At 63.8% G+C, this 3,912-nt stretch carries 5 protein-coding genes and 1 pseudogene; 2 read left to right on the forward strand and 4 right to left on the reverse strand.

Going from position 1 to position 3,912, the window contains the following annotated elements; genetic code table 11:
• The 4 genes from EN884_RS28640 to EN884_RS28655 form a co-directional block, all read right to left on the reverse strand.
• The coding region (locus EN884_RS28640; RefSeq protein ID WP_206617662.1) for a tripartite tricarboxylate transporter permease at positions 1-724 on the reverse strand (724 nt) is incomplete at its 3' end.
• Positions 725-734: 10 nt separating this feature from the next.
• Complete coding sequence (locus tag EN884_RS28645; protein ID WP_063169000.1) at positions 735-1,208, reverse strand: tripartite tricarboxylate transporter TctB family protein; 474 nt, start codon at positions 1,206-1,208, stop codon at positions 735-737.
• Positions 1,209-1,282: 74 nt separating this feature from the next.
• Positions 1,283-2,260, reverse strand: a complete 978-nt coding sequence (locus EN884_RS28650) for a tripartite tricarboxylate transporter substrate-binding protein (protein WP_063168999.1) — start codon at positions 2,258-2,260, stop codon at positions 1,283-1,285.
• A gap of 175 nt (positions 2,261-2,435) precedes the next feature.
• The gene (locus EN884_RS28655; protein WP_024502811.1) at positions 2,436-2,891 is read right to left on the reverse strand and encodes a DUF2214 family protein; all 456 of its coding nucleotides are present in this window, start codon (positions 2,889-2,891) and stop codon (positions 2,436-2,438) included.
• A gap of 202 nt (positions 2,892-3,093) precedes the next feature.
• Between EN884_RS28655 and EN884_RS28660 the strand changes: the two genes are divergently transcribed.
• On the forward strand, positions 3,094-3,627 hold the full coding sequence (locus EN884_RS28660) for a GNAT family N-acetyltransferase (RefSeq protein WP_013529609.1): 534 nt from the start codon (positions 3,094-3,096) through the stop codon (positions 3,625-3,627).
• 5 nt (positions 3,628-3,632) lie between these two features.
• Positions 3,633-3,734 (forward strand): annotated as a pseudogene (locus tag EN884_RS39835) (DUF4892 domain-containing protein); the annotation flags it as partial.
• Positions 3,735-3,912 lie beyond the last annotated feature (178 nt).

A 3,912-nucleotide genomic window follows, 5' to 3' on the forward strand; every position in this document is an offset into this window, starting at 1 on the left:
GCATAAGGCCGGTGACCTTGCGGATCATCACGGAGCGCTCATCCTCGTTTTCGAGGTTGCGCAGGATCTCGGCGATGCCAAAGACACCGACCGCCACCGCAACGAAATTCAACCCGTCGGCATATTCCCGGATTCCAAGCGTGAAGCGCGGCGTGCCGGTGTAAATGTCGGTGCCGACAACGCCGAGCAGCAGGCCGAGCACGACCATGGCCAGCGCCTTGACGATCGAGCCGTGGGCGAGCGCGACGGACGAAACCAGGCCGACGATCATCAGCGAAAAATACTCGGCCGCGCCGAATTTCAGCGCGATCGCCGTCAGCGGCGGGGCAAAGATGGCGACGAGGAACGTCGAAACGGTGCCGGCAAAGAACGAGCCGATGGCCGCGATCGCGAGGGCCGCCCCGGCGCGGCCGTTCCTGGCCATCTGGTAGCCGTCGATCGCGGTGACGGCGGACGAGGATTCGCCGGGCATGTTGATGAGAATGGCGGTGGTCGAGCCGCCATATTGCGCACCGTAATAGATGCCGGCGAGCATGATGAGGGAGGAAACCGGGTCGCCGATCTGGAAGGTGATGGGCAAAAGCATGGCGATGGTCGCGGTGGCGCCGATGCCGGGCAGGACGCCGATCAGCGTGCCGAGAAGGACGCCGATCAGGCAGAAACCGAGGTTGGTCAGCGACGTCGCCGTCGAAAAGCCGAGCGCAAGGTTGTCGAGCAGATCCATGCTCATCGCCTTACGACACCAACCACGGGGCCAGCCACGGGCCGAAGCGGCGGAACGGCAGGCCGAGCGCGTAGCTGAAGACAAGGAATGCAAACAATGTCAGGCCGGCCGACAGCACGAGCGCGGTCAACGGCTTCATGCAGCGGCTGGCAAACGACGCGATCAGCGCCGTCAGGAAGATCGACGGGATGAATCCGAGGCCGCGCACCGTCAGGCCGAAGAAGATCGGAGCAGGCAGGATGAGCAGCATGCCGCGCCACGCAATATGCCCGACCGCTTCGCCCTCGACGCGTACAGCCTGGACGAGAATGACGGCGCCAAGCAGGACCAGCACGATCGCCAGGACCAGCGGAAAATAGCCTGGCCCCATGCGCAACGCGGTGCCGATTTCGAGGCCGAGCGATTGCAGCGCGAACCATGCGCCGAAACCGATGAACAGGGCGGCGCACAGGCCGTTGGCCCTGTCGATCGCGAAAGGTTTCATGATGGTTCTCCCAAGCCGCGGTGCGTAGCGGATGCCGAGCGAACAGGGGCGCCGGTGGCGCCCCTGTTCAAACCTCAGTCGGCATACTGGCCGGCGGCTTCGATGATCGGCTTCCAGCGCGCGATCTCACTTTCCAGCTTGGCCTTCAGTGCGGCGGGCGTCGCATCGGCCTCGGGCGATGGCTTGGTGCCGAGTTCGGCGAAGCGGGCCGCGACGTTCTGGTCCTTCAGCGCGACCTGAAGCGATTTCGACAGGCGTTCGGTGATCCCGGCCGGTGTGCCCTTGGGTGCATAGAGACCGTGCCAGATGCCGACCTGCACTTCGGGAAGGCCGCCTTCCACCGTCGTCGGGACGTCTTTCAGCACATCGAGGCGCTCCGGCGAGGTGACGGCATAGGCCTTGATGGTGCCGCCCTGGATCTGCTTGGTGGTGTTGGTCGTCTGGTCGCACATGATGTCGACCTGACCGCCGAGGAGATCGGTCATGGCCGGGCCGGTGCCCTTGTAGGGCACGGTGACCAGCGGCGTCTTGATGGCGCTCATGAACAGCATGCCGCACAGATGCGAGGCCGCACCGATGCCGGCATTGGCGACGGTTATGGAATCCTTGTTGGCCTTGGCGTACTCCACCAACCCCTTGAGATCGGTCGGCTCCAGGTCCTTGCGGCCGACGATGGTCATCGGCACCTCGGTGACGAGGCCGACATATTCGAAGGCGTTCAGCGTGTCGTAGGCGAGCTTTCTGTACAGCGTCGCACTTGTCGCCATGCCGATATGATGGAGCAGCAGCGTATAGCCGTCAGGCTCGGCGTTGGCGACGCGGCCGGCACCCAGCGTTCCGCCGGCGCCGCCGACATTCTCGACGATGACCTGCTGGCCGAGATCCTTCGACATCGCTTCGGCGACGAGGCGCGTGACCGTGTCGGTCGGACCGCCGGCGGCAAACGGTACCACAACGGTGATGGTTCGTTCAGGATAGGTCTGCGCGCTGGCCGCGAACCCATAAAGCGTGACGGCCGCGGCAGCAGCCAGAGCGGCGACAAATCTTCTCATCGTGATCTCCTCCCGGGATATGAATCTCCAACGCCGCGCGGATCTCCTCTCAACACCGGCTGCGCATGAAGCAACAACTAGGGCAAGCTAGCAAATAGCAACTGGGCGGCAAACTGCCGATATCCGCAAACATCCGCACTCGATGGGTGGATAATGTCGGAGGGTGATCGCCACCCTAGTAGCCGTAGCCGCGCGCCATCGCCGCGGCGAAGACCGGGATGAGCAGGAAGATGAAAGCTTCGGCGCGGATATAGGTCTTCACGGACGCAAGTTCGGTCGCCGGCACCTGGAACGAGGCATTGCCGCTCGCCTGCCTGTTCCAGGATATGAAGCGGACGGTCGGGATGATCGACAGCAGGCCGACAGCGCCGAACGCCGCTATCTTGGCCCAGAACACCCAGTTGTAGACGTAGAATTCCCAGCCCTTGAGGCCATAGAAGACGCGGCCGATGCCGACGACGATGATCAGCGCGGCGATGACGCCGTAATGGCGGTCGATGCCGGCGAGCCTCTTGAGCGTCGCAGCACCCAGATCGCCGCGGATCAGGACGAATTCGGCGCCGATGATCCCCGCCAGCGAAAACACCAGCAGATGATGGAAGATCGCAAGCACAAGATCGGTGGTATCCATGCTCTTTTCCCTGGGTTTGACGCCACCAATGCGCGCCTGAAAAAAGGTCGCGCTGGCGGGTGTTGAATCAGCCTGCGGTGAAAAATAACATCGTCGCGCAAAATTCCCATAGCGGCGCCTGGATGATGGGCCGTGTTGCCCTGGCCCCTTGCGCAGCACCGGCGATTTGCTAAGCGCTGGCGATCCGTGCGAGGCAGATCCCATGAACAATCCGCAAGCGACCAGTGCTCCTGTCATCGAAACGAAGCGAACCATCCTGCGGGCACACCGCCTGGATGATTTCGACACCTATGCCGCGATGTGGACCGATCCCGTCGTCACCCGCTTCATCGGCGGCAAGCCGCGCACGCGCGAAGAAAGCTGGATGCGCTTCCTGCGTCACGCCGGCCTGTGGTCGTTGCTTGGCTATGGCTTCTGGGCGATCGAGGAGAAGGCGACCGGGCGCTTCATCGGCGAGGCCGGGTTTCACGATCTGAAGCGCGACATGGAACCATCGATCGAAGGCATTCCCGAGGCCGGGTGGGCGCTGGTTCCGGCCGTGCACGGGGCGGGCTTCGCCACCGAGGTGGTTGGCCGCGTCCTGGCATGGGGCGAAGTGATTTTCGGGCGCGAGAAGACCGTCTGTATCATCGATCCGGAAAATGGCGCTTCGCTGAGGGTGGCTGCCAAGTGCGGTTACCGGGAAGTGGTAAAGACCACCTATCACGACGCTCCGACTATCCTGCTGGCGCGGTGACCTGAGCGGCGCGGCTGACCGCTGCGGGCGCCGGCATGATGGCACCTGTCGCCAGCAACGATGACGAAGCGGGCCGCGCCAAGAACCGCCGTGTGGTTCTGGTCAAGTTGAACTGGGCGAGCCTTCCAATCAGGCCGCATTCTACGGCAGGGCGTCCGCTGCCAGGCTTGCCTGCTCGAGCATTGAGGCGTCCTCGCCGAAGGCGCGGGTGGCGCGGGCCGCTGCCTCGAGCAGCGGACGCTTCATGCGCTGCAGAAAGGCCGCGTCGACGCGCGTGCTTGGTCC

This window comes from Mesorhizobium sp. M7A.F.Ca.AU.001.01.1.1, from assembly GCF_004022735.1.
Classification (GTDB): Bacteria; Pseudomonadota; Alphaproteobacteria; order Rhizobiales; family Rhizobiaceae; genus Mesorhizobium; species Mesorhizobium ciceri.

Bases quoted from the DNA above. Each gene is read 5' to 3' on its own strand.
- EN884_RS28645 (WP_063169000.1), bottom strand. From the start codon at position 1,208: ATGAAACCTTTCGCGATCGACAGGGCCAACGGCCTGTGCGCCGCCCTG.
- EN884_RS28650 (WP_063168999.1), bottom strand. From the start codon at position 2,260: ATGAGAAGATTTGTCGCCGCTCTGGCTGCTGCCGCGGCCGTCACGCTT.
- EN884_RS28655 (WP_024502811.1), bottom strand. From the start codon at position 2,891: ATGGATACCACCGATCTTGTGCTTGCGATCTTCCATCATCTGCTGGTG.
- EN884_RS28660 (WP_013529609.1), top strand. From the start codon at position 3,094: ATGAACAATCCGCAAGCGACCAGTGCTCCTGTCATCGAAACGAAGCGA.